24 protein-coding genes are annotated in these 25658 nt (G+C 49.9%); 8 read left to right on the forward strand and 16 right to left on the reverse strand.

The window, feature by feature from the left end; all coding sequences use genetic code 11:
- The first annotated feature begins 31 nt into the window (after window positions 1-31).
- Entirely contained in the window at window positions 32-139 is a 108-nt protein-coding gene (locus LVQ76_RS00455) for a YohO family small membrane protein (RefSeq protein ID WP_232865060.1), read from the forward strand.
- Here LVQ76_RS00455 and LVQ76_RS00460 read toward each other — a convergent pair.
- The 5 genes from LVQ76_RS00460 to bglX all read right to left on the reverse strand — a co-directional run bounded on the left by LVQ76_RS00460 (window position 120) and on the right by bglX (window position 6418).
- Window positions 120-851 (reverse strand): ABC transporter permease, encoded by a 732-nt coding sequence (locus LVQ76_RS00460; protein WP_232865061.1) that lies wholly within the window; start codon window positions 849-851, stop codon window positions 120-122. The two genes, LVQ76_RS00455 and LVQ76_RS00460, sit on opposite strands and share 20 nt — an antisense overlap.
- Window positions 835-1794 (reverse strand): ABC transporter ATP-binding protein, encoded by a 960-nt coding sequence (locus tag LVQ76_RS00465; RefSeq protein WP_232903989.1) that lies wholly within the window; start codon window positions 1792-1794, stop codon window positions 835-837. The genes LVQ76_RS00460 and LVQ76_RS00465 overlap by 17 nt, the downstream gene beginning before the upstream one ends.
- Window positions 1791-2948, reverse strand: a complete 1158-nt coding sequence (locus LVQ76_RS00470) for an ABC transporter permease (protein ID WP_232903990.1) — start codon at window positions 2946-2948, stop codon at window positions 1791-1793. The genes LVQ76_RS00465 and LVQ76_RS00470 overlap by 4 nt, the downstream gene beginning before the upstream one ends.
- 109 nt (window positions 2949-3057) lie before the next feature.
- The gene (gene osmF, locus LVQ76_RS00475; RefSeq protein WP_232865064.1) at window positions 3058-3969 is read right to left on the reverse strand and encodes a glycine betaine ABC transporter substrate-binding protein OsmF; all 912 of its coding nucleotides are present in this window, start codon (window positions 3967-3969) and stop codon (window positions 3058-3060) included.
- Window positions 3970-4120: 151 nt separating this feature from the next.
- Window positions 4121-6418, reverse strand: coding sequence for a beta-glucosidase BglX (bglX, locus tag LVQ76_RS00480; RefSeq protein WP_232865151.1), 2298 nt, complete (start codon window positions 6416-6418; stop codon window positions 4121-4123).
- A gap of 193 nt (window positions 6419-6611) precedes the next feature.
- Between bglX and dld the strand changes: the two genes are divergently transcribed.
- Both dld and LVQ76_RS00490 read left to right on the forward strand, forming a co-directional pair.
- The gene (gene dld / locus LVQ76_RS00485) at window positions 6612-8357 is read left to right on the forward strand and encodes a D-lactate dehydrogenase (protein WP_232920725.1); all 1746 of its coding nucleotides are present in this window, start codon (window positions 6612-6614) and stop codon (window positions 8355-8357) included.
- A gap of 118 nt (window positions 8358-8475) precedes the next feature.
- Window positions 8476-9027 carry a GNAT family N-acetyltransferase gene (locus LVQ76_RS00490; RefSeq protein WP_232865066.1) on the forward strand — a complete coding sequence of 184 codons (552 nt, stop codon included), beginning with the start codon at window positions 8476-8478 and terminating at the stop codon, window positions 9025-9027.
- A 137-nt stretch (window positions 9028-9164) separates the two neighbouring features.
- On the opposite strand, the gene pbpG is transcribed toward LVQ76_RS00490, so the two are convergent.
- The 5 genes from pbpG to LVQ76_RS00515 all read right to left on the reverse strand — a co-directional run bounded on the left by pbpG (window position 9165) and on the right by LVQ76_RS00515 (window position 14015).
- Window positions 9165-10106, reverse strand: a complete 942-nt coding sequence (gene pbpG / locus LVQ76_RS00495) for a D-alanyl-D-alanine endopeptidase (protein WP_232865067.1) — start codon at window positions 10104-10106, stop codon at window positions 9165-9167.
- Between the two features lie 132 nt (window positions 10107-10238).
- Entirely contained in the window at window positions 10239-10826 is a 588-nt protein-coding gene (locus LVQ76_RS00500; RefSeq protein WP_064517294.1) for a Yip1 family protein, read from the reverse strand.
- Between the two features lie 289 nt (window positions 10827-11115).
- Entirely contained in the window at window positions 11116-12402 is a 1287-nt protein-coding gene (locus LVQ76_RS00505) for a TRAP transporter large permease (RefSeq protein ID WP_232865068.1), read from the reverse strand.
- 15 nt (window positions 12403-12417) lie between these two features.
- Entirely contained in the window at window positions 12418-12927 is a 510-nt protein-coding gene (locus LVQ76_RS00510) for a TRAP transporter small permease (protein ID WP_232865069.1), read from the reverse strand.
- A 98-nt stretch (window positions 12928-13025) separates the two neighbouring features.
- Window positions 13026-14015, reverse strand: a complete 990-nt coding sequence (locus LVQ76_RS00515; protein WP_232865070.1) for a TRAP transporter substrate-binding protein — start codon at window positions 14013-14015, stop codon at window positions 13026-13028.
- A gap of 230 nt (window positions 14016-14245) precedes the next feature.
- Between LVQ76_RS00515 and LVQ76_RS00520 the strand changes: the two genes are divergently transcribed.
- The gene (locus LVQ76_RS00520; RefSeq protein WP_232865071.1) at window positions 14246-14815 is read left to right on the forward strand and encodes a DedA family protein; all 570 of its coding nucleotides are present in this window, start codon (window positions 14246-14248) and stop codon (window positions 14813-14815) included.
- On the opposite strand, the gene LVQ76_RS00525 is transcribed toward LVQ76_RS00520, so the two are convergent.
- The 3 genes from LVQ76_RS00525 to LVQ76_RS00535 form a co-directional block, all read right to left on the reverse strand.
- Window positions 14812-15585: an SDR family oxidoreductase gene (locus LVQ76_RS00525; protein ID WP_232865072.1), complete on the reverse strand. Its 774-nt coding sequence runs from the start codon at window positions 15583-15585 to the stop codon at window positions 14812-14814. The two genes, LVQ76_RS00520 and LVQ76_RS00525, sit on opposite strands and share 4 nt — an antisense overlap.
- A 65-nt stretch (window positions 15586-15650) precedes the next feature.
- Complete coding sequence (mdtQ, locus tag LVQ76_RS00530) at window positions 15651-17096, reverse strand: multidrug resistance outer membrane protein MdtQ (protein WP_232920726.1); 1446 nt, start codon at window positions 17094-17096, stop codon at window positions 15651-15653.
- A 165-nt stretch (window positions 17097-17261) separates the two neighbouring features.
- Window positions 17262-17726, reverse strand: a complete 465-nt coding sequence (locus LVQ76_RS00535; protein WP_232920727.1) for a winged helix-turn-helix transcriptional regulator — start codon at window positions 17724-17726, stop codon at window positions 17262-17264.
- A 242-nt stretch (window positions 17727-17968) separates the two neighbouring features.
- On the opposite strand from LVQ76_RS00535, the gene LVQ76_RS00540 reads away from it, so the two are divergent.
- The 4 genes from LVQ76_RS00540 to LVQ76_RS00555 all read left to right on the forward strand — a co-directional run bounded on the left by LVQ76_RS00540 (window position 17969) and on the right by LVQ76_RS00555 (window position 21210).
- On the forward strand, window positions 17969-19117 hold the full coding sequence (locus LVQ76_RS00540; RefSeq protein ID WP_232920909.1) for an MFS transporter: 1149 nt from the start codon (window positions 17969-17971) through the stop codon (window positions 19115-19117).
- Window positions 19118-19247: 130 nt separating this feature from the next.
- Window positions 19248-19985 carry a class I SAM-dependent methyltransferase gene (locus tag LVQ76_RS00545; RefSeq protein ID WP_232920728.1) on the forward strand — a complete coding sequence of 246 codons (738 nt, stop codon included), beginning with the start codon at window positions 19248-19250 and terminating at the stop codon, window positions 19983-19985.
- 106 nt (window positions 19986-20091) lie between these two features.
- A complete protein-coding gene (yohP, locus tag LVQ76_RS00550) occupies window positions 20092-20175 on the forward strand; it encodes a small membrane protein YohP (protein WP_072009412.1) in 84 nt (27 codons plus the stop codon).
- 120 nt (window positions 20176-20295) lie between these two features.
- Entirely contained in the window at window positions 20296-21210 is a 915-nt protein-coding gene (locus tag LVQ76_RS00555; RefSeq protein WP_232920729.1) for a LysR family transcriptional regulator, read from the forward strand.
- A 57-nt stretch (window positions 21211-21267) separates the two neighbouring features.
- Here LVQ76_RS00555 and LVQ76_RS00560 read toward each other — a convergent pair whose 3' ends face one another.
- From LVQ76_RS00560 to licT, 3 genes are all read right to left on the reverse strand, one after another.
- Complete coding sequence (locus LVQ76_RS00560) at window positions 21268-22659, reverse strand: glycoside hydrolase family 1 protein (RefSeq protein ID WP_064517269.1); 1392 nt, start codon at window positions 22657-22659, stop codon at window positions 21268-21270.
- A gap of 10 nt (window positions 22660-22669) precedes the next feature.
- Window positions 22670-24517, reverse strand: a complete 1848-nt coding sequence (gene bglF, locus LVQ76_RS00565) for a PTS beta-glucoside transporter subunit IIABC (RefSeq protein ID WP_232903999.1) — start codon at window positions 24515-24517, stop codon at window positions 22670-22672.
- Between the two features lie 144 nt (window positions 24518-24661).
- On the reverse strand, window positions 24662-25504 hold the full coding sequence (gene licT, locus LVQ76_RS00570) for a BglG family transcription antiterminator LicT (RefSeq protein ID WP_232865079.1): 843 nt from the start codon (window positions 25502-25504) through the stop codon (window positions 24662-24664).
- Window positions 25505-25658 lie beyond the last annotated feature (154 nt).

Raw genomic sequence — 25658 nt, forward strand, 5'->3', positions numbered from 1 at the left:
CTCCCGCGTAACGTATGGAGCGGACATAAAGATGAAACTAAGTAAAATAGCCTTGGTGGGCGGCATGCTGGTAATGGCTATCGGCGGAATTGGCGGCGTGGTGCTGATGGGTTATATCGTCATCCTTCATAACGCGTGATATAGCGCAAAAGACGCTCAAACAGGCGGTCAATAACAATTGCCGCCATCGCAACCAGCAGAGCCCCCTGAATCACATAGGCGGTGTTAAAACCGCTCAAACCAATGATTATCGGCGAGCCCAGAGTGCTGGCACCAACGGTTGATGCAATCGCCGCAGTCCCAATATTAATAATCACCGAAGTACGGATCCCTGCCAGAATCACCGGTGCTGCCAGTGGCAACTCAACTTTTCTCAACATCTGCCAGCGGCTCATCCCGGCGCCCAATGCAATCTCTTTAGTCGCTTCCGGCACTGAGCCAATTCCAGCCAATGTTCCTTGTAAAATCGGCAGCAAGCCATACAGCACCAGGGCGATAATCGCAGGCTGCTGACCAAACCCCATCACTGGAACCGCAATAGCCAGTACCGCTACCGGAGGAAATGTTTGTCCTGCAGCCGTAATGGTTTCAACCAGTGAACGGAATTCAAGCCCTGCCGGGCGAGTCACAACAACACCCAATCCGACGCCTACGAGAATCGCCACTACGCTTGAAACTCCGACCAGCATGAAGTGTTTTAACGCCAGCGCAATAAAACTATCTTGCTGATAAAGCGGCCTTTCCAGCTCTGGAAACAGCCAACTGAACAATGCGCTGCTGTATGGCATCAACACCAGCAGTGCCATAAAGAGTGCAATCAGCCAAAGTAGCGGGTCACGTAACAGGCGCATTTTCACCTCGCCGCTCTTCAACACCCACTAAATCACTAAAATGCAGTACGCCACAGGGTTCACCTTGCTGATTAACTACCGGCAACTGTTGGCACTGGCGGTCAACAAACAACGATAGTGCCTCACGCAATGTGATGGTTTCACCGATCGGTTCGCCCTCTAAACGTTCCTGCGTTCGTACGCGATCCGCAACATGGCGCAACGATAGCAACCGCACGCCTGATTCGCTTCGACCAAAGAAGTCGCGCACAAAATCTGTCGCCGGGTGAGTTAACAGCTCCAGCGGCGTACCTTGCTGAACCACCTTTCCCCCGTCCATTAGCACAATGCGGTCAGCAAGCGTCAACGCTTCGTCGATATCATGCGTCACCAGCACGATGGTGCGTCCAAGCAGTTGGTGGATGCGAATAATCTCCTGCTGAAGCGCACCGCGTGTTACCGGGTCCAACGCACCAAACGGCTCATCCATCAGTAACACTTCCGGGTCGGCCGCCAGCGCTCGCGCTACCCCCACACGTTGTTGTTGCCCACCGGAAAGTTGATGTGGGTAACGGTCACGAAATTGCTCAGCTTCCAGACCGAGTAAAGCGAGTAATTCGTCAATACGCGCACTGATACGTGCTTTCGGCCATTTAAGCAGCTGCGGAACGGTGGCAATGTTCTGCGCAACGTTCCAGTGAGGGAAAAGCCCAATAGACTGAATCGCGTACCCCATACGACGGCGTAGCACTTTGGCGTCAAAATTGCGGATCTCTTCTCCGGCAAAGCGAATGCGCCCGGTATCGTGTTCAACCAGGCGATTAATCATTTTAAGCGTGGTGGATTTGCCGGAACCGGATGTGCCAATCAGTACCGTAAACTCGCCTTCCTTGATGTTAAGCGACAAGTCACTCACAGCGGCTTCGCCCTGGAAGAACTTGCTGACATTTTCAAATTCGATCATGGCTGTTTTTCCTCCAGTAATGAGATAAACAGTTTAAAAAGCGCGTCGAGGATGACAGCCAGCGCGATAACCGGGATCACACCAAGCAAGACCAAATCCAGCGCACTACTGAGTAATCCCTGGAATATAATTGCCCCAAACCCACCGGCACCAATTAGCGCTGCAATCACCGTCATACCAATGGTTTGCACGCAAACCACACGCAAGCTACGCAGCAAAACTGGCAACGCCAGCGGTACTTCCGCCCGCCAGAAAATCTGCCAGCGCGACATACCCATGCCCTCAGCACTTTCAATAATATTACGTGGAACATGCTGCAAGCCTGCTACAACACCACGCACCAACGGCAGCAATGCGTATAACACCAGTGCAATGAGTGCCGGAGCCACACCAATCCCGCTCACGCCAAGTGAGCCGAGCCACGGAGCTAACTTAACAAGCCCTGCCAGAGGCGCAATTAACAGCCCGAACAGTGCCACAGACGGTACCGTCTGAATCACATTAAGCACGGAGAACACCGGAGACTGCCAGCCCTGACGGGTGTAGCACAGCACGCCCAGCGGCACGCCAACCATCAGGGCGGGTAGCAAAGTCCCTGCCAATAAAGCCAGATGGCGAGTTAGCGCATCATCAAACACATCCTGGCGGTTGGCATACTCTTTAAGTAGCGAAAGATCGGCAAAGTACCCGCTCCACAGCAGCGCTACCGGTACGATCCAGACCTGCAAATTGAGCAGTAAACGCCATAGCGCATTGGGAGTCAGACGGTTGATGGTATCGGCACAAAGCAGCAGGCACAGAGTTAAAGACAGCCATAGCCCGCTACCGGGAGACGTTCGCGCAAGCGCGTTCCCTTGTTCAGCAAATTGCGAGGCGGTGTGCCCCGTCACCCACAAAATGGCGATAAAAAACAGCTCGCCCGTGATAAGCGTCAGTGTTAATGACAGTCGCCGGGAAGGTGCCAGAGTCAGGCATGCCAGAATAAGTACTGGAAGAGAGAGAATCAGACCAACATGTTCAGGAAGCCGACTAAGCGCGATAGATTCCCCGGAAACCAGGCGGTTAGGCGCAAAGTTGATAAATGGCAGAACTGCGCCCGCTACCACCAGCAAAATCACCAGCAGCAACAGAACGCGATTATGAATTTTGAGCAAACAGACATCCTGTAATTATTGTCTTGCCGGATGGCGCTTGCGCTTATCCGGCCTACTTCAACCTGTAGGGTGGATTAGCGTAAGCAACATCCACCAGAAGATCAGCAACCTACTTCACGAAGCCTTTTTGCTTCAGGTAATCAGCAGCCACTTTTTTGGCATCCAGCCCTTCCACCGCAATGCTGGCGTTAAGCTGTTGCAGTGTTTTCTCATCAAGTGATGCAAACACCGGTTTTAGCCACTCGTCCATCTGCGGATAAGCCTTTAGCACCGCTTCACGTACAACAGGCGTTGGCGCGTAAATTGGCTGCACACCTTTTGGATCGCTCAACGTCTGCAAACCCAGAGCCGCCACCGGGCCATCAGTACCGTAGGCCATTGCCGCATTCACCCCAGAGGTTTGCTGCGCCGCAGCTTTTATGGTCACAGCCGTGTCGCCACCAGCCAGCGAGAGCAGTTGCGGCTGTTCAAGTTTAAAGCCATAGGCTTTTTCAAAGGCAGGAAGCGCATCGGAGCGTTCGATAAATTCAGCGGAAGCCGCAAGTTTGAATTCACCGCCTTTTTTCAAATAAGCGCTGAGATCGTCAAGTGAGGTGAGTTTGTTTTTTTCGGCCAAATCTTTGCGTACTGCGATGGTCCAGGTATTGTTCGCCGGAGCAGGTGTTAACCACACCAGGTGATTCTTTTCGGCATCGAGTTTTTTGACTTTCTCATAGCCCTGCTGCGCATTTTTCCACGCGGCGTCTTTTTCATCTTTGAAGAAGAATGCGCCGTTGCCGGTGTATTCCGGGTAAATATCCAGTTCGCCTGCGGTAATCGCCCCACGCACCACTGGAGTTGTGCCCAACTGCACTTTATTGACGGTTTTCACGCCGTGGCTGTCCAGTACCTGCAAAATGATATTGCCGAGCAACGACCCTTCGGTATCAATCTTCGAGCCGACTTTGACTGGCTCTGCGGCCTGTGCCCCTGCGGCTAATAATGCTAACCCTGCCATGCTCCAACGCGCTGCTAAGTTCATCGTGCTTCCTCGCTGTTTTTCTTTGCTTAAAAATCATGGAGTCGCAAAAGTTTAGACGAATTTTGAGAGGTTGGTACAACGAGGCGGGCAGAATAAGAAAAGAGCCGGAAAACCGGCTCTTTATTTGGGATTAGATTCAAGGACGAAGGGATTACTTCAGTTCAAACTCGCCCTGCTTAACGCGGGCAGAATCCAGCCCGATGAACACATTAAACTTGCCAGGCTCGGCAATGTGTTTCATCTGCGCATTCCAGAACTTCAGCCCTTCGACATCAATCGGGAAGCTTACGGTCTGGGTTTCGCCAGGTTTGAGTGAGACTTTCTTAAAGCCTTTCAGCTCTTTCACCGGGCGACTCATCGACGCCGTCACATCCTGCAAATACATCTGCACCACGGTTTCGCCTGCGCGGTCACCGGTGTTTTTCACTTCAACAGAGGCTTCGACTTTGCCATCCGCTTTCATTGATGGTGCAGACATTTTCACATCAGATACGCTGAAAGTGGTGTAGCTCAGGCCGTAACCGAATGGATACAACGGGCCGTTGGCTTCATCAAAGTAGCGTGAGGTGTATTTGTTTGGTTTTTCTGGATTGTACGGGCGACCGGTGTTCAGGTGGCTGTAGTAAGTCGGGATCTGCCCAACAGAACGTGGGAAGGACATCGGCAATTTGCCTGACGGGTTGTAATCGCCAAACAGAATGTCGGCCACCGCGTTACCGCCTTCAGTACCGCTATACCAGGCTTCCAGCAGCGCATCGGCTTGTTGATCTTCTTTGACCAACGCCAACGGGCGACCGTTCATCATCACCAGCACCAGCGGTTTACCGGTGGCTTTGAGCGCGGCAATCAAATCACGCTGGCTTTGTGGCAGCACCAGATCGGTACGACTTGAGGCTTCGTGCGCCATCCCCTGAGCTTCACCAACAACAGCAACCACCACATCGGCAGATTTCGCAGTATTCACCGCTTCGTCGATCATCTCTTTGGCAGAACGTTTATCTACCGAGACAGCTGGTTCATACTGATTAAGGAAATCAACAATACCTTTGTCGTCAGTGACGTTTGCACCTTTAGCGACCACGATTTTAGCGTTTCCGCCAACCGCAGTTTTAATGCCCTGCAAAACGGTGACCGTCTGGTCAGCAACGCCTGCGGCAGACCAGCTACCCATCATGTCGCGTTTGCTATCAGCCAACGGGCCAACCACGGCAATGGTGCCAGATTTTTTCAGCGGCAAAGTTTGCAAGCGGTTTTTCAGCAACACCATGCTTTCACGTGCAACTTCGCGAGCATCTTTACGGTGCAGGCGGCTTTCAGCGTTGGTGTCTTGCGGGTCGGATTCTTTCGGCCCTAAGTGGCTGTACGGGTCATTAAACAAGCCCATATCGTATTTCACGTTGAGCACATGGCGCGCGGCATCATCAAGTTCAGCCATTGGCACAGCACCACTTTTCACCAACTCCGGTAAGTACTTGCTGTAGTACTCATCGCTCATACTCATGTTGATGCCGGAGTTCAACGCAATACGTACCGCATCTTTCGGGTCACTCGCCACACCGTGTTTAATCAGCTCTTTAATGGCACCGTGGTCTGAAATGGTAATGCCTTTAAATTTCCACTCATCACGCAGAAGATCTTTAAGCAGCCACGAGTCGGAAGATGCCGGAGTGCCGTTCAGGGAATTCAGTGCCACCATCACACCGCCGCTGCCTGCATCCAGTGCGGCTTTGTACGGAGGCATATAGTCGTTGAACAACCGCTGCGGGCTCATATCAACGGTGTTGTACTCTTTGCCACCTTCAACTGCGCCATAGGCCGCGAAGTGTTTCACGCTGGTCATGACCGAGTAACGGTCTGCCGGGCTTTTGCCCTGCATCGCTTCAACCATGGTACGACCCATGATGGAAGTCAGGTAAGTATCTTCACCAAAACCTTCGGAGACACGGCCCCAGCGCGGGTCGCGCGACACATCCACCATCGGCGCCCAGGTCATGTTCAGGCCGTCGTCTGCGGCTTCATAAGCCGATACACGCCCTACCGTTTTCACGGCATCCAGATTGAAGGAGGAGGCTAAACCGAGGCTGATTGGGAACACTGTACGTTGACCGTGAACCACATCGTAAGCAAAGAATAATGGGATTTTCAGGCGGCTAAGATCCATCACCTGATCTTGCATAGTGCGGATATCATGACGAGTCACGGTATTGAAAATCGCCCCGACTTGCCCATCTTTGATCATCTCGCGAATGGCTTCTTTCGGGTTATCTGGCCCAACACTGATCAATCGTAACTGGCCGATTTTCTCGTCGGTGGTCATTTTCTTCAGCAAATCAGTGACGAATGCGTCACGCGCTTCCGGGGTTAACGGGTGTGGACCAAACATTTCATTAGCCAGCGCGGGTTGCAGCGCAAGGCTAACTGCAATACTTACAGAACAGAGCCATTTCATCGACATTACTCTCTTGCTCAAGCCGCCACAGAGGGCCGCACGAAGTGATAAGACGTGCAGTGTGCCACAAGGTTACTGCTGTAAGAAGTGTCGCCTCGGTGTTATCTGCTGATTTTCCGGACGTTTAAGACGATTCATTATCGATTTGCGAGCTATGCTTGTAGTCGTCAATATTTTCCCAAGGAGCGGATAAATGTCTAACCCTACACCATCCCAAAAACAAACATTCATAAATGAGCTGAACCGTCTGGTGGGCAGCCAACATGTGTTAACCGATGCGGCAAAAACGGCGCGCTATCGTAAAGGTTTTCGTTCCGGCCAGGGCGATGCGCTAGCGGTCGTTTTCCCTGGCACATTGCTCGAGTTATGGCGTGTTCTGAGCATTTGCGTAAGCACCGACAAAATTATTCTGATGCAGGCCGCAAATACCGGTCTGACGGAAGGCTCAACGCCAAATGGCAACGATTACGACCGCGAAATTGTCATTATCAGCACCCTGCGTCTGGATAAATTGCAGCTGTTAGATGGCGGAAAGCAGGTGCTGGCCTTCCCTGGAAGTACGCTATATCAGCTGGAAAAAGCCCTTAAACCGCTGGGCCGTGAGCCGCATTCCGTGATTGGTTCATCGTGCATTGGCGCGTCGGTGATTGGCGGGATTTGTAATAACTCCGGCGGCTCTTTGGTTAAACGTGGCCCGGCATATACCGAAATGGCGCTATACGCCCGTATTGATGAACAAGGCAAATTAACGCTGGTGAACCATCTGGGTATCGATCTGGGTGTTACGCCTGAACAGATCCTTGGCAAGCTCGATGACGAGCGTGTGAAGTCTGAAAATGTGCTCCATGACCAGCGCCAGGCATCCGATAAAGATTACGCCGAGCGCGTGCGTGATGTGGATGCTGACACACCATCACGTTTTAACGCCGACCCAAGCCGCCTGTTTGAAGCCTCTGGCTGCGCTGGAAAGCTCGCAGTATTTGCTGTGCGCCTCGATACTTTTGTGGCAGAAAAACAAAACGAAGTGTTCTACATCGGTACCAATAAACCGGAAGTGCTGACTGAAATCCGTCGCCACATCCTGGCTAATTTTGAAAACCTGCCGGTGGCGGGCGAATACATGCACCGCGATATTTACGATATTGCCGAAGTGTATGGCAAAGACACCTTCATGATGATCGATAAACTCGGCACCGATAAAATGCCGCTGTTCTTCACCTTGAAAGGTCGCACCGATGCGTGGATTGAAAAAGTCCCGTTTATAAAACCCCACTTCACTGACCGCATATTGCAACGCCTGAGCGGCTGGAGCCCAAGCCACTTACCACCACGGATGAAAGAGTGGCGCGGTAAATATGAACACCACCTGTTATTGAAGATGTCTGGCGAAGGTATTAGCGAGGCCCGTAAATGGCTGGAGAGCTATTTCGAGCAGGCTGAAGGTGGCTTTTTCGTCTGCACACCAACCGAAGGGGCGAAAGCCTTTTTACACCGTTTTGCCGCGGCCGGTGCAGCAGTACGTTATCACGCCGTACATGCCAACGAAGTGGAGGATATTCTGGCACTCGATATTGCCCTGCGTCGTAACGACCAGGAATGGTTTGAGCAACTACCGCCAGAAATCAGCAGCCAGATTAGCCACAGCCTCTATTACGGCCACTTTATGTGCCATGTTTTCCATCAGGATTACATTGTTAAGAAAGGGGTTGATGCACATGCATTGAAGGAGCAGATGCTTGAGTTGCTGCGCACGCGCGGTGCGCAATATCCGGCAGAGCATAACGTCGGGCATTTGTACGAAGCGCCGGACAGCTTAAAACAGTTTTATAAGGCCAATGACCCAACCAACAGCATGAACCCTGGGATTGGTAAGACCACAAAGCGAAAATGGTGGGAAGAGCAGGCTTGTAGCCATACGCATCACCACGATCCCCATTAAGTGAAACTGTCAACTGCCAGAACCCGGGCTGTTTTTTGCTTGTTTTTCGTACTAAATTAAAATGCGAAAAGTGGTGTGAGCTCATGCCACTTTGATTTTTTACGTACAGGAGCGAGAAATGTCTGTCCTCGAAACAATGCCGTCCGCTCGGATACAGGTTCGTGATGCCACTAACGATGATATCCCATCCATCACTGCTATTTATGAATGGCATGTACTGCATGGCCGGGGTTCTTTTGAGGAAATCCCCCCGACACAAGCTCAAATGGCTGAACGGATGCAAGCCGTTCGCGCTCAGGAGTTGCCGTGGTTGGTGGCTTTGCATAGCGGCATTGTGGTGGGTTATTGCTACGCGACGGTTTATCGTCCGCGCCCTGCTTATCGTTTCACGCTTGAAGATTCTGTTTATATCGACGCCAGCATGACAGGGCAAGGTGTAGGGCGTGAGTTATTGACTATGTTGATAGAGCGCTGTGAGCAAGGCCCGTGGCGGCAAATGGTGGCGATTATTGGCGATGGTGAAAACAACACGGGTTCGTGTCATCTGCATAAGCAGTTGGGTTTTGAAGTGGCCGGGTTGTTGCGAAGTGTGGGGTTCAAGCTCGGCGCATGGCGCGATACGTTGATTATGCAGCGTCCGCTCAATGATGGAGATCGGACGCTGCCATGATACCCGTCATACTTCAAGTTGCAGCTTTGTTGGCTACGCTCATTCGCCCGAATCACTTAGTTCACTAAGCTCATCGGGACTCATTCACTTGCCGCCTTGCTGTAACTCGAATTATTTAGGGTATCGTTTGATTTGCCTTAATCGTCAAGCGCATTACTCTGCGTACTATTGCTCGCCATTTGCGCAGCTTTTTGCTTTTTATAAGCCAGGGCCGAGCCCGGAACTGGCGTCACCTTGCCGGTTTCCAGATAGTTGCGCAGACGGTTTGCATCCGCAAAGTGGGTGTATTTCCCGAACGCATCCAACACCACCAATGCCACCGGTCGATTGTTAATCATGGTGCGCATTACTAAACAATGTCCGGCATTGTTGGTAAAGCCGGTTTTAGTCAGTTGAATATTCCACTTGTTGTTATAAACCAAATGGTTGGTGTTACGGAACGGCAGCGTATACGGCGGGTTGGCAAAGGTCGCCATATCTTCTTTAGTGGTGCTCAACTGGCCGAGCATCGGATATTGCTTCGAGGCAATCAGCAGCTTAGACAAGTCGCGCGCTGTAGAGACGTTGTGAATCGAAAGCCCGGTCGGCTCAACATAACGCGTATGGGTCATTCCAAGAGATTTTGCTTTCGCATTCATGGCGCGAATAAATGCGTTATAGCCACCAGGATAATGGTGTGCCAGGCTCGCTGCCGCACGGTTTTCTGAAGACATTAATGCCAACAGCATCATGTCTTTACGGTCGATTTTACTATTCAGGCGTACGCGGGAATAAATTCCTTTCATTTCCGGCGTTTGGCTAATATCGACACTCAGCATTTCATCCATCGGTAACTTCGCATCAAGCACCACCATTGCTGTCATCAATTTGGTAATTGAGGCAATCGGGCGTACCAGATCAGGATGGCTGGAATAGAGAACTTTATTGGTTTGCAGATCGACGATCATGGCACTACCAGAGGCGATCTCTTGCCCGGCACTGACCTGTTGTACGGCGGTTTTATTCGCAGCCTGGGAAGCGAATGGTACGGCAATCATCAGCGCAAGGCTGAGCAACGAAAGACGAATTTTTGTCGGCATGGTGACACTTCTGTAAGTATTCAAAAAAATAATGTGCCCTTCGAATCTCTTCACAGCGCGTATGAATAGATGAGGCGCCAGCATAATACGCTGACGCCCCTGAAACCTGCCACTATTGATTCGTAACAATTATCAGAATAGACGATAACCATAACCCCAAAGAATAACACTCAGGGCTAACAGTACCTCAAGCACCAGCACGCCGATGGCGAGTGTTGAGCTGGAAAAACTCATCCCCTCTTCTTTGTTGATGCCAAGAAACTCAGGTACACCCACATACAACAGGTATCCGGTGTAAATAAGGGCTGCGGCCCCTACCAGCACGCATAACCACACCAATGGATACAATGCGACTAAACCGCTGATAAACAGCGGAGTTGCTACGTAACCTGCAAACACCATGCAACGAGCAAGCGACGGGCGATGCGGGTAGTTACGCGCCATCCACCAGATGACTCGCCCCATGACGGCCACACCAGCCAGCATCAGGGCATAAAACAGTACGCCTAAATAGAATCCGTTAAACATCGATAATTGAACGAAGGTACCATCACCAAAATTCCAGCCAATTTGGGTTGTGCCAATAAACGCACAGATAACCGGAATGGCCGCCATGATTAATACATGGTGAGTGTAGTGATGCGTTACCGTTTCGTTCTCGCGTTTTATGTCCTGCATTTCACGATTAGGGTGGGAAAAAAGCCCCCAGACATGACTCATAACGCCTCCTGACATGCCAAAAAAATCGATTGAGCACAGTCAAAGTATAATGCACAGCGGCTTGATTGTTTTTTAATCACCTGAAAATATCTGGCGTTCATTTTTATGGCTCATCTGTTCTCAAAAGTGGTGTATTCACTACATTTATTCAGCGGAGCGGGGTTTGTATTGATAGTGATACTGTCTTTAGGTGAGCGTTGGCTTAAACAAAAGTCGGTAAATTTCCGACCTGAGCAGCAATAAGCAAGAAAGCACGCCGCCCATGCTGGCGGTGTGCTTTCTCAGGTGATTACATCATCCCCATGAAACGTGGCAACCACAGTGAAATAGCCGGAACATAAGTTACCAACAGCAATACCAGCACCAGAATGGCATAGAACGGCAGCATCGATTTCACCACTTCTTCTATCTTCTGCTTACTCACCGCACTGGCGACAAACAGCACTGAACCGACAGGTGGCGTAATTAAACCGATCCCCAGGTTAACCATCATGATCATCCCAAAGTGTACCGGGTCGATACCCAGCGCATTTGTCACTGGCAGAAGCACAGGTGTTAAAATCAGGATAATTGGTGCCATATCCATCAGCGTGCCAATCAGCAACAGCATGATATTGATATAAATAAGAATGACGTATTTGTTATCAGAAATAGATGTGAAGAATTCAGTGATACGCGCTGGCAACTGCATGTAGGTCATTACTGCGCCAAAAGCGGATGCAAAACCGATAAGTATCATTACGATAGTGACCGTTTTTACCGTGCGGAACATAAGTTTTGGTAACTCGCTCCACTTGTAGTCACGATAGATAAACATGGTCACAAAGAATGCCCAAAGACAGGCAACAGCCGCAGATTCAGTAGCAGTGAAGACACCAGATAAAATGCCCCCCAGAATAATGACCACAGTCATCAGGCCCCAACACGCATCCAGCAGAATTTTAAATGCCTGCTTCATCGGAATACGTTCACCTTTCGGATAACCGCGACGATGAGCAAAGAACAAGCACATCAGCATCAACGAAAGGCCGAGCAACAAGCCGGGTACGATACCTGCAATAAAAAGTGTGGCAATCGACACCGTACCGCCCGCAGCAAGTGAATAAATCACCGAGTTATGGCTTGGCGGAACCAAAATCGCCTGCACCGAACCACTCGCTGTCACGGCAGCGGCATAAGCTCGCGGGTAACCTTTTTTCTCCATCTCAGGGATCATTACCGTACCGATTGATGCGGTATCTGCCACAGAAGATCCTGAAATTGCACCGAAGAAAGTTGAAGCAACGATGTTAACCAGCGACAGCCCACCACGAATAAAGCCAACGAATACGTAGGCAAAATTAACCAGACGACGAGCAATACCGCCTTCTGCCATAATCGCCCCGGCAAGAATAAAGAAAGGGATCGCCAACAAAGTAAATTTATTTACCCCGCTGGTTATTTGAATCATTAACGCTTCTAAAGGTAAATCAATCCATAATGCCCCGGCAATAGCACTTAAACCTACGGCAAAGGCAACTGGCACACCGATTGCCAGTAATATTCCCAGAGAGGCTAATAAAATAAATGCGTCCATAATGACTCCTTGTTATTAGCCGTGGTTACCAATTAATACCACCGGGCGCTGCTCCTGAGAGCCAAATGCCAGCCGCTCGATAATAAACAGCAATAAAACAAATGCGCCAATAGGCAAAGGTAAATAGGTTTGCCCTGAGGTAACAATAGGGAATTCAGCGACCGGTTGGTCCCATAAATCCAGACATAGGAAAAAGCTGTAATAAAGCATGGTCAAGGTCATACAGAGCATGCAAATATCCACCAGACGTGCGCAGAGTTTTTTCATAAAGTCTGGAAGCCTGTCCGTCATCATCGTTACCGCAATATGGGAACCTGCACGATAACTAACTGCGGCACCAATAAAGGTAAATGTCACCATGCAAATAATTGCGACTGGCTCAGGCCAGGACTCCCCACGATTAAGGACATAACGCGAGAATATACCGATGGGGATAATGATTGTCATAGTTAATAATGCAATACCCGAAACTGCCATTGCCGTTAAATAAAGCCGATCCATCCATGGTAAATAATAACGAGCCATACGCCACCTTCACAAAACTCAGCACCTGCCAGAATATTTCCGGCAGGGTACTGATGAGTGTATAAATTAAGAGTAATTAATTAGGTCAAGTTTAAAAACTAAGACTTGTTTGCATCGGCAATCGCCTGTATTAACGCCTGATGTTTTTCACCATATTGTTGGCGTACAGGCTCCGTGGCTTTAATGAAGTAAGAGCGATCAATTTCATGGAAGGTCACCCCACCTGCCTTCATTTTATCAACTGCTTTCTGGGTGTAGTCCTGCCACAGCTTACGCTGCTCAAACTGCGCTTCACGGGCGAGGGTCAGGATTTTTTGTTGATCTTCCGGCTTGAGTTTGTCCCATCTTATTTTGGAATAGAGGAATACTTCAGGGGTAATAAAGTGGCCGCTCAGAGTGTAGTTTTTCGATACTGGCATATAGTTGTGCGCCACAAATGTTGGTGGGTTATTTTCAGCACCGTCTATTACACCGGTCTGCATGCCACTAAACACTTCACTCACGCCCATAGAAACAGAGTTTGCCCCCATCGCTTTTAACGTCGCCAATGCGACCGGGCTACCCTGGACACGAATTTTCATGCCTTTTAAGTCTTCTGGCGTTACAACAGGTTTTTTAGTTATTAAATTACGCGTACCGGAATCCATCCAGCCGAGGAATACTAATTTTGATTTAGGGTTATTGGTAATTTTATCACCGATTTCTTTACCTATATTTCCATCAACCACTTTATGCATGTGATCTTCATTTTCAAAAATATACGGTAGGGTAAAAACCTCTATTTCCGGGAGAATGGCTGCCACAGGTGCCATTGATACACGAATCATGTCAATTGCCCCCATTTGTGCCTGTTCAATCATCTGTTTTTCATCACCCAGTACACCGCCAGGGAACATTTTAATTTCCAGATTACCGTTCGTTTGTTGCTTAAGCTTTTCACCCATTTTCTCTACTGCAACAACATTCGGGTAACCTGCCGGGTGAACATCAGCTGCTTTAATAACTTGTGCTAAAACAGAAGGAGTAAACAATATTGCGGCACCGGTGATACATAAACCCGTAACCAAAGGGAGCAATTTTTTAGACATTAGGCATCCTTTCTTGTGAAATAATGTACTTTATTAATTAAACCATCGTTTTATTTTTGCGAATTGAAATTAAACCAATTGTTATTAATAGAATTTGAATGAGTTCACATAAACAACTTAACCCCTGTTATTTGTAGTGCTTTTGTGACTTGCACCACGCCAAAACACAGAAGTGTCGTAACAACCGCTATACTATTGTTGTAAAAGAACAAGGAGTTAGATTCATCATTGTGGATATTAATAATCTGATTGAGCATTACGGCTATGCCGCACTGGTTGTGGGTAGCATGGCGGAAGGGGAAACAATTACACTGCTAGGCGGCGTTGTAGCACACCAGGGGTTGCTCAAATTCCCGCTTGTGGTGCTGTCTGTCGCGCTCGGCGGCATGATTGGCGACCAACTGCTGTATCTGGTTGGCAGGCGTTTTGGTGGCACGATTTCAGAGCGTTTTAAAAGGCATCAGAAGAAGATCACTAAGGCGCAGAAGCTGATTAACCGCCACCCTTACTGGTTTGTAATTGGTTCACGCTTTATGTACGGTTTTCGGGTGATTGGGCCGATTTTGATCGGTGCCAGCCGCCTACCCCCGAAAATATTCCTCCCTCTTAACATCGTTGGCGCATTAATTTGGGCAACGCTTTTCACCACGCTCGGATATGTGGGCGGTGAAGTCGTTGGCCCATGGCTGCATAACCTGGACCAACATGTTAAGCACTGGATTTGGTTGCTCGGCGTGGTCGCCTTAGTGTGGCTGGTGCGATTGTGGTTTAAACACCGCGAGAATAATCAGCAAGACTAACCTTTCGGTTTGAAATGCGGGTTGGCAAACATAAAACCACCGTCGACGATAAACGATTGTCCGGTGGTGTAGCTGGCACTTTCTGAACAAAGCCATGCAACCAGGCTGGCTATTTCCTCGGTATCCCCCGCTCTCCCTAGTGGGATTTCCGGGATTTTGCTCCCCGCACCGTCGCCTTCTTTCATGTCGTTCATCGGCGTGGCGACAGCCCCAGGAGCCACGGCATTGACCAGGATTTTATGGTGCACCAGCTCCATTGCCATTGATTTAGTTAACCCACCCAACGCGTGTTTTGCCGCCGTGTACGCGCAGGCTTCAGGAAGCGGCGTGTGCTCGTGAACAGAGGTGATATTCACGATTCGCCCCCCCTCACCTTGCGAAATCATCGCCCGTGCCACTTTTTGCGAGCAGAGAAATGCGCCGTCTACATCGACAGTAAAAAGCTTACGCCACTCTTCGAGAGTGACATCAAGGAAAGGATTTTTGCTCATCGCACCCGCATTATTCACCAGCGCGTCGACACGTCCGAAACGGCTAATCAGTTCATCAATACCTGCGGCTCCGTCAGGCAGGTTGGCTAAATCAAGCTGTACAGTTTCGGCTCGTCGCCCGTACCCCCTGACCTGGTCTGCTGTTTCTTGCGCACCCTGTTCATCGGAATGCCAGGTGATACCCACGTCATAGCCTTGCTGCGCGAGAAGCAGCGCGCATTTTTTGCCAATTCCTGAATCCGACGCCGTGACGATAACGACTTTATTAGCCCCAGACATCACCACCTCCAGAGTACATTTTGACCTGTACGTAATTATAGGAGGTGGAGAAAAATCCGTGTTCGTTACGCTTTTCCTGCCCGATAACCCCCACCTAATGCAGAGACTAACTGCACATCAGCGTTCAGCCACTGGCCGTGGAGCTGAATGGCTTTGGCCTGCTCGGAGAGATCTGGCAGCAACGCGGCACTCATCTTCGCACCGGAAATAATACCGGCTTTATAACGAGCTTGGGCAAGCGTCTTGAGTTTTTGCGTGCCTTGCAAAACGGTAACCTGGTGCTGGTTTTCAGCCGCAATAGCATTCAATTGGCTTGCTGCTTTCTCCACATCATTTACCGCTCCAACAACAGCTTTGTTGTAGCTGGCAATCGACAAATTACTTTCCGCGCGCACGATATCGAGATTGGCATTGAGTCGGCCGCTGTCGAAGATGGGCAGCGTAAAGCCCCCAATCACGCCCATTTGCTGAGCGGAACCGCGGAACAAATCACTCAAGTGCAGAGCATCATTTTGCAAGAAGGCACTCAGGTTTACATCCGGGTAGAAAGCGGCTTTTGCGGCATCAACACTGCTCAGTGAGGATTCGATGTACCAGTGCGCCTCCTGAAGATCTGGGCGACGAGCCAACAGTTCATAACCCATATGATCAGGTACCTGGCTTTTCACGCTCGGCAGCGATACACGTTTAATATTTGATGCGGCATGGGCGTCACCGGTAATTGCGGCGAGCTGCGCTTTAGCCATGTTGATACGCCCATCTATTTCATCAATCTGCTGCTGAGTTTTCACGAAATCGATATTGGGTTCTACGCCGTCCACCGATGAATTAATCCCTTCGGCATACAGGCTTGTCTCTACATCAACTATCTTCTTCTGCGCAGCAAGCGTTTGTTGTTTCACATCTTTTAATGCCAACAGGGTCTGCATATCCCAATACAAACGCACGACATTTGCCGAAATAACCTGTTTTGCCTGGGCCAACTCCGCCTGCTTCGCCCTCATGACACCCACTTTAGCTTCCACTTCCGAGCGGTTTTTACCCCACAAGTCCAGATCCCAACTGGCGGTCAGCCCAAAGTTACCGTTGGTGTAGTACGGGCCTGTAGTACCCGCGGCTGGATCAGTCAGAGCAAAGGGCCCCATCACCCCCTCCTGGGACATTTTCTGACGCTCAATGTTAGCTGAGAAATCCATCTGCGGCCCGTCGCTTGCCTCCTGCATTTGCGTCTGAGCCTGGGCAAGCTTAATACGCTGTTGCACGACGGCGAGGTCTGGTGAGTCTTTGAGCGAGCGTTCTACCAACCTGTCAATTTGGCTATCGTGGTAACCACGCCACCAATCACTGCCCGGCCAACCGTGTGCCAACTCAGGCGGAAGTTTGGTATCAAGCTGTTGTGGAGGCGTTTTTTGAGCGAGAGGTGCATCGTCATCATGCATTGGCGCGCAGCCAGACAAAACGAGCATTAACGCGACGCCAGTCGCCGCGAGAGGGAAACGTGAGGAAGTCATAATTAGCCACAGAGTAATAGAAAGGGCTCAGGTTACGCATTCCGGGACTGAAAAGTTTAGGTATCAGTGGCAATACACATAAGGTTAATAAGGGATACAATTTGAAATTGATTTACAGTAATTATTATTACCATGCTAAATATAATCATAGTTACTACATATTCTTTAGGCGCTGTTTTCGGTTTTGACCACCAGGCGTCTGTGGCAGTCTCCGGGCTCGAGTTTTTTACCCCGAGCGGAACGCACTTCTAGTGGCAAAATGGTTTGTTCAAGCTCGTTATCCAGCAACACAGAGTGCGTCTCTCCTTTTTCGAACATGTAGCGCTCGCCCCACTGGCGCATAGCAACAACGATAGGAAAGACGGAACGTCCGCATTCTGTAAGCACATATTCTTTATAGGCACTACCGTCTGAAGCTGGACGTATCTCAAGCACCCCAAGTTCGACCAACTGCTTCAACCGCGCAGCCAGAATATTTTTTGCCAGACCCAGGTTTTTCTGAAACTCGCTGAACCGGCGAACATCGTCAAATGCCTCGCGAATTATCATCAAACACCATCGCTCGCCAATCGCCTCTAAAGTCCTTGCGACAGGGCATTCGCTGCCTGTGAGTGATTCCTGTTTAGCCATTTGAGCTTCCTTTTAATAGCGTACTTATATTTCGAGAGCATAATCGCATAACAAACTGGTTGCAAAATAAAACCACCACTGATAAAAACAAATAACCTGGTTGCTAAAAGCAACCACAATGTCACTGGAAACGAGTTATGAATATGAAACCAGTCGTATCAGTCGTTAAAACAGAAATAACAGCCGGCAGTACTGTTTCTAAAACAGAAAATAATAGTCAAAACCACGCGCAGGCTGCTCCTTTGTTAACACCAGCTCTAACACTTCTCTTTTCATTGACGTCTGCGCTTGCCGTCGCGAATGTTTATTTTGCGCAGCCTCTCCTCGAATCTATGGCAAAAAGCTTCAGCGTACAGTCCGCTGCGATCGGTATGGTTGTGACAATGACTCAGGTCGGATATGGGGCTGGCCTACTTTTTATCGTTCCCCTTGGCGATATCGTTAATCGTAAATATCTCGTCATTACCCAGATGGTGCTTTTAGCGACAGCATTGTTCATTGCTGGTTTCTCTCAAAACTGGGCAACATTTCTGGGGGCGATGGTTTTTGTCGGACTAATGGCAGTAGTCGTTCAGATTGTGGTGGTCTATACGGCTTCGCTGGCGGCAGCACATCAGAGAGGAAAAGCCGTCGGTGCTGTGACAAGTGGAGTGGTACTGGGCATTCTCCTGGCTCGTTTTGCATCAGGTGTCATTGCCGACCTTGCGGGGTGGCGTGCCGTGTATTTGAGCTCTGCCTGCCTCATGCTGATGATGGCTGGCGTACTTTACAAAGCAATGCCCTCCTTGCCACAGCCACGAGTTAAGAGTTCTTATTGGGTGCTGATAAAGTCAGTATTTATGCTTTTTATAACTGAACCAACGCTAAGAGCCAGAGGGATATTTGCCCTGCTTATTTTTGCCGCTTTCAGCGTATTGTGGACATCCATGGTATTACCGCTAAGCGCGCAATCGCTCTCACATACTCAAATAGGTATGTTTGGCCTGGCAGGTATTGCTGGGGCATTAGCTGCGTCAAAAGCCGGGAAGTGGGCCGATCGGGGCATGGGACAACGTACTACGGGGTTATCACTGACCTTATTGCTGCTTTCCTGGTTACCCATTGCATTCGCCGAAAGATCCCTCCTGTTACTAATTGTTGGTGTCATAGTGCTGGATTTCGCCGTACAAGCGGTACACGTGACAAACCAGAGCCTTATATTTTCCGCAAGACCTAATGCACACAGCAGCCTGGTCGGGGCCTATATGTGCTTTTATTCTTTGGGCAGCGCACTGGGCGCCATCGCCTCAACCCAGTTTTACTCACTTTGGGGTTGGTACGCAGTATGCGCGTTGGGTGCAGGAATCAGTGCGGCAGCTTTGCTTTTCTGGTTATGGTCACAGAAAGAATGAAATTACAGCCAGAGGTATGGCTTTTCTAAAGGTATACTTTGAGCAGCTCAATGTCTCACTATCAGCTCAGCAACGCAGATTTCTACCTACTGATAGCCTGCCAATTACGGCTTTGCGAACAGGAGTTGCAATGACACAAAATATCTACGATAACCCGGCTTTTTTTGAAGGTTACGCCACGCTCGACCGCTCGATTAAAGGGTTGGATGGCGCACCTGAATGGCCAAGCATGCAAAAGCTACTTCCTGCGCTACAGGGAAAAACAGTAGTAGATTTAGGCTGCGGTTACGGCTGGTTTTGCCGTTACGCACATGACCAGGGTGCAGCAAATGTACTGGGGCTGGATGTCTCCGTAAAAATGCTGGAGAAGGCTCGGGAGATGACAACTGGCGAAGATATTGTTTATCGCCGTGAAGATCTCGAGCAGTTGCAGCTTGAGGCACAAAGCGTTGATCTGTTTTACAGCTCGCTGGCGCTGCATTATCTGGAAAATATTCCTGCGCTTTTTGCCACGCTTTATCAGACGCTGGTACCTGGCGGCATGCTGGTGTTCTCTGCAGAACATCCGATTTATACCGCACCGCTACAGCAGGGTTGGCTATCTGACCAATCCGGGCAAAAATCCTGGCCAGTGAATCACTATCAGCAAGAGGGCGAGCGCATCAGTAACTGGTTTGCCGACGGTGTTAAAAAGCAGCATCGCAAGCTTTCAAGCTGGATAAACGCACTCATTGCTAGTGGGTTTGTCATCGAGAAACTTGATGAGTGGGGCCCGAGTGCCGAGCAAATCGCGCAAAACCCAGCGCTTGATGAAGAAAAAGAACGCCCGATGATTTTCCTGCTGGCGGCGCGTAAACCACTTATCTAATTGCCTTCAACTATTCTCATTTTCTGCCCAAGGGGAGGTCACTCCCCCCGCGTTTTCCATCCTTGCCTATACTCTTTAAACACTAGTCATAAAATAGGAAGCATTGATGAAAATTATTCTATGGGCAGTTTTGATTATCTTTATTATTGGCTTACTGGTCGTGACTGGCGTGTTTAAAATGATTTTCTGATATCTGCGGGTGCCACCATGGTGGCACCCCTTTGCTTATCCCTTCCTTCAATTTAAATCCCCTACACTTGCGAACCCTGGTGGCGAAGCATTATTATCACTCCAATTGATTGGAGAAATAATGACTATCAAAGAAAGTGATTTTCGCAAAATTGACCTCAACCTGCTGATTGCCTTTGCGGTTTTATTTCGCGAACAAAGCGTCTCGCTGGCGGCTGATAAGCTGCATCTGGGACAACCTGCGGTGAGCGGCTCGCTCGCTCGTCTACGTGAGATGTTTGACGACCCACTATTTATTCGTAGCGGGCATCGTATGCAGCCTACCGCACGGGCGTCAGAACTGCATGGCGAACTGATGCCGCTGCTTGAGCAATTGCAGAGCGCACTGTTCCAACAGGCAGAGTTCAACCCTGCGCATGCGAAAGCAACAGTTACCATTGGCATGACCGATTGGGTAGAGATGTGGCTGATGCCGCAACTGGTTCCTGCGTTGCGTGAACATGCCCCTGGCGTGCGCCTTAACGTAGTGGCAAACGATCCTTTCACTGATGCGCAGCGTCTGGAAGGTGGCGAACTGGATATGATCATCAGCGTGGCGAATCAGTCAGCGCGCTGGATGGAGCGTGAACAGTTGAGTGCAATGGAATTTGTCACTCTCTGGAATCCCACTCAGCTACAGCTTGAGGCACCGCTTAACGCAGAGACGTATGCCGCGCAGCAACATGTCCTGGTGAGCTACCGTGAGGCATCCAGTAGCCACATCGACACATTGTTAGCCAGGCAGGGTCTAAAACGTGAGATTAGCTACACCACGCCGCATTTCTCCGCTTTACCGGGTTTATTAAGCATGATGCCTGTGCTTGCGACCGTGCCGCAGGGGCTTTGTGAGAGTTGGCAGAAAACATGGGGATTACGCAGCAGCCCTGTTCCGCTGGAGATGGCCCCGTTTGATGTGGCATTGCTATGGCATCAGCGCCATAACAGTGACGCGGCGCTAATGTGGGTTCGTGGTTTTATTAAGCGCCTGGTGGGTTAAGCTTATTTAAAATAAAATGCCATCCGCCAAATGTCGGATGGCGCAAGCTTATCCGGCCTACTTCAGACTCGCCCCATTACTGGCAATCACTTCTTTATACCAGTTGAAGCTTTTCTTACGGCGGCGCTCAAGGGTACCGTTGCCCTGGTCGTCGCGATCGACATAGATAAAGCCGTAGCGCTTAGATAACTCAGCTTTCGATGCGCTCACCAGGTCAATTGGCCCCCAGCAGGTGTAGCCCAGCACTTCCACGCCATCTTCAATCGCTTCGCGCACCTGCACCAGGTGGTCGTTGAGGTAGCTAATGCGGTAGTCGTCATGCACTGTGCCATCGGCTTCGAGCTTGTCTTTAGCACCAAGACCGTTTTCAACAATAAACAGTGGTTTCTGATAACGATCCCACAGCTTGTTGAGCAAAATACGCAGGCCTACTGGGTCAATCTGCCAGCCCCACTCAGAACTCGGCAGGTGCGGGTTTGGCACCATGTTGAGGATATTGCCACGCGCCTTCTCATTCAGAGCTTCATCAGAAGTGACGCAACCCGTCATGTAATAGCTGAACGAAATAAAGTCGATTGTGGTTTTCAGCGCTTCGCGGTCGCTATCTGAGATCTCAAGCTTAATGCCGTTGTCGCGGAAGTAACGCAGCATATAACCCGGGTACTCGCCCCGGCACTGCACATCACCAAAGAACAACCAGTTGCGGTTTTCCTGCATGGTTTCCAGCACGTCTTCTGGCTTACAGCTCAGCGGATAAACCAGGCCACCAAGCAGCATGTTACCGATACGCGCATCGGGAATGATTTCGTGACAGGCTTTCACGGCCAACGCACTGGCGACCAGCTGATGGTGAATCGCCTGATAAATTTCTGCTTTGCTGCTGCTCTCACTTAGCCCAACACCCGTCATTGGCGCATGCAGCGACATGTTGATTTCGTTAAAGGTCAGCCACAGTTTCACTTTGTTTTTATATCGCGTGAACACGGTGCGGGCGTAACGCTCAAAGAATGTGATGACTTCACGATTGCCCCAACCGCCATAATTTTTCACCAGTCCCCACGGCATTTCGTAGTGGGACAGCGTCACCATTGGCGTGATGTTATGTTTCGCCAATTCATCAAACAAACGGTCGTAATAGGCAAGGCCCGCTTCATTTGGCTGAGTTTCGTCCCCTTGCGGGAAAATACGCGTCCAGGCAATGGAGACGCGCAGGCAGCTAAAGCCCATTTCTGCAAACAGCGCGATATCTTCTGGATAGCGGTGGTAGAAATCAATGGCGACGTCTTTAATGCCAAAATCACCTGGTTTGCGTTCGGCGACATCACCAAATACGCCATGCGGCTGAACGTCGGACGTAGAAATCCCCTTTCCGTCTTCCTGCCACGCACCTTCTACCTGATTTGCGGCAATCGCGCCGCCCCACAGAAACTTCTCAGGAAATGCTTTCATCTACTTCTCCTTAATGTTGAACCGTCAGGAACGGCATGCCCGAATCAATGGAATGACTATTAGTCATACGTGTCACTGCTGTGTATTCATCGCTATTGCTGATAATCACCGGCGTCGCCAGGTCGTATCCAGCATCCAGGATGGCCTGCCTGTCGAATTCAATGAGCAGGTCACCTGGCTTAATTTTGTCCCCCACCTTCACATGGGTCGTGAAGTGCTGACCATTCAGTTTTACTGTATCAATACCGATGTGAATGAGTACTTCAATGCCGCTATTGCTAAGTAAACCAATGGCATGGCGTGTCTGGAATAACGAGGCTACTTCGCCATAGAAAGGTGCGATAACCTTGCCAGTGAGTGGAATGATTGCCGCCCCCTCACCGAGCAAACCACTGGCGAATGTGGAATCAGGGACCTGATCCATCGCCAGAACGGTGCCGCTCATTGGTGCAAGAATGTCGTTTTCACTCGTGTTCGTCGCGACATTCTCTGTGGCTTCGCTGCGAGGTAATCCCGCGATATAGGTCAGCGCGCAAGCCAGTACCAAAGCCAGAACCATCCCAATTACCGCGCCCCACACGCTGGCATCAATACCGCCTGGCGGAATCATTTGCGCGATGGTGAAGATATTGGCAAAGCCAAATGAATAAACGTTACTGTGGCTGAACCCCACGATGGCACCACCAAACGCCCCTGCTATACATCCGAAAATAAACGGACGACGATTCGGTAATGTGACGCCATAAACGGCGGGTTCAGTGATACCAAAGATCCCGGCACTCACCGCCGACCCTGCCAGCATTTTCAAGCGTGTATCACGAGTTCGTAGGAAGACACCGAGACAGGCACCAACCTGCCCCATAATCGCCGGAAGCAGCAGTGGCAACAGTGTGTCGTGCCCAAATACCGATAAATTGTTAATCATCAGCGGCACCATGCCCCAGTGCAGGCCGAAGATAACGCACACCTGCCAGATAGCACCCATCACGGCACCTGCAAGCCAGGGTGCAAAGGTGTAAATCGCCTGATATCCATGCGCCAGCATCTGGCTAAGCCAGGTTGCCGCCGGGCCAATCAAAAGGAAAGTCAACGGTACGGTAATCGCGAGGCAAAACAGTGGGGTAAAGAAATTACGCACCGCAGAAGGCAGCAACTTATTGCCCTGCTTTTCCACCCAACAACTTACCCATGCAGCAAAAATAATGGGGATAACCGATGAGCTGTAGTTAATAAAAGTAATGGGTATGCCGAGGAAATATTCAGTCGCAGCGCCCGCATCTAATGCCTGCATCACCACCGGGTGGGTTAACGCTCCACCAATAGCCATGGTAATAAATGGATTTCCACCAAATTTCTTGCCTGCCGTATAACCGAGCACCAGCGGGAAGAAATAAAACAGTGCGTCACTTGCCGCAAACCATAGCTTGTAAGTACCGCTATCGGTCGCCAGCCAGCCGAACACCACCGCCATAGCCAGTAAGCCTTTGAGAATACCCGAGGCCGCCATCACACCAATAAAAGGGGTGAAAACTGCCGAGACAATATCAATCAATCGGCTGAGCAGACTGACTTTTTCACCTGATTCCTGTTCTTGTTGGGCTGTATCTTCCGTAATCCCCGCTTCAGCACAAACGGCGTTGTAAACATCATGGACGTGGTTACCAATCACCACCTGGAATTGACCGCCGCTTTCCACCACCATAATGACGCCCGGATTTTTTTTGAGCGTCTCCGCTGCGGCTTTTTTCGGGTCTTTTAACTTAAAACGCAGCCGTGTAGCGCAATGCACCAGGCTTGCTATATTCTCGCGCCCACCAACATGGGTCAGAATGTCTCTGGCAACCTCTTGATATCCCATAATGCTTTCCTTCCACCTTTCGGCATGTGTGTCTTGAGTAAAAAAAAACCTGAGACCAGCCTCCCGTGAAGGGAAGCCAGTGCTCAGGTTTTGCCTGCCGCAGCAGTAACAATCCGTTTTTATCACACGTCTTACGACGCGCATTTATGAAGCTTTAAGACTCTCTTTACGCACTCGCTCAATGTGAATAGCGAGAAACATAATCTCTTCCGTCGTCAGTTCACGCTGGTATTCACTCACCAAATGACGACTAATTTTTTCAGCACAGCGCCATGCGTGGGGATAATTATCTTTCACCGCCGCATGGAGCGTTAAGTCATCATCTGCCACCACATTACGACTTAGCATCCGCTGGGCGAAAAACTTAAGATGGGTAACAAAGCGCTGATAACTCAAACTATCTTCATCATACTCAAACCGTAGCTGGTACTTTACGATTTGCAAAATCTCCTGCATCACCCGGGTAACATGCATCACTTCCGGCATTTCGCTGTTTAACTGCGCGGTGACCAGATGCAGCGCGATAAACCCGGCCTCGTCTTCAGCGAGCTGCACATTAAGCCGTTTTCCAATCAGCTCTACGGCTTCCTGACCCAGCAGAAACTCTTTAGGGTAAAGGCGCTTAATTTCCCAAAGCAGCACGTTACGGATTGCCACCCCCTTCTTTTGCCGCTCGATGGCAAAATGGCAGTGGTCGGTCAACGTGATGTAGAGACTATCTTGTAACTTCCCCAACTTCTGGCGAGAAAGCTCGATAATACGATCGCAGGTAGTCATCACTTCCAGCGGGATTTGGCTCAACAGCTCACCTAAACGCGCTACCAGCTCATCACTTTTCAGGGCAAACACTTTCTCGATCTTGTCGTTTTCCAGGGTGTCGCCAATATGCTTCTGAAAGCCAAGGCCACGCCCCATAACCACTTGTTCACGTCCGTGTTCGTCAAGAATCACCACTACATTGTTATTGAGTATTTTGGCGATTTTCATCAGTACCCCAGAAACAAAAAAACCTGACATCCGGCAGGAGCCAGAAAATCAGGTTTTGCCTGCCGCAGCAGTAACAATCCAACTGGGACACTCTATCAGCTTCGAAATATCACTCAAATGAATGTGTTGAAAATCGTGACGAAGATCGCGGCTT

Source organism: Buttiauxella cochleicola (assembly GCF_021283185.1).
Lineage (GTDB): Bacteria > Pseudomonadota > Gammaproteobacteria > Enterobacterales > Enterobacteriaceae > Buttiauxella > Buttiauxella massiliensis.